Origin of the sequence: Neobacillus drentensis, from assembly GCF_036966985.1 — a bacterium.
GTDB lineage: Bacteria > Bacillota > Bacilli > Bacillales > Cytobacillaceae > Neobacillus > Neobacillus drentensis_E.
In genome coordinates, this window is the sequence record NZ_JBALSN010000732.1 from 685 (window position 1) to 1,121 (window position 437).

Here is a 437-nt window from a genome sequence, read left to right on the forward strand (position 1 = left end):
ATTTTGTTTATCTCCTGCTTTTTTGATGAAGCAGCAGGATATCGTGCAGCTTCTTGAAGTGAGATCAATCATTGAATCAGGTGCTGTCAAAAAGGCAGCATTGCTGCGGACAGACGATGACCTCCATCGACTGCAGGAGGCACTAGAACAAATGAAGCGTGCAGAAGCGCATAAAGAAATTGGTGAAGAGGCAGACCTCACATTTCATCTTGCCATCGCTAAAGCCTCAAAGAATCATTTACTAGCGGCGTTAATGAATCAGGTCTCAACCTTGTTAATGGAAACGATGCGAGAAACAAGAAAAATCGTGTTATTTTCAAGAAAAGCGTCCATACGTCAGCTTTACAAAGACCATGAACGTATTTATCAAGCTATCATGGACAAACAGCCAGAAGAAGCAGAGCGGGCGATGCTCACACATTTGGAAAAAGTAGAAC

At 42.8% G+C, this 437-nt stretch carries 1 protein-coding gene; it reads left to right on the top strand.

What is annotated here, in order from left to right:
* Window positions 1-43: 43 nt before the first annotated feature.
* Window positions 44-437 (top strand): FadR/GntR family transcriptional regulator (locus tag V7659_RS31105; RefSeq protein WP_335543850.1); only part of this gene is annotated, 394 nt, incomplete at its 3' end.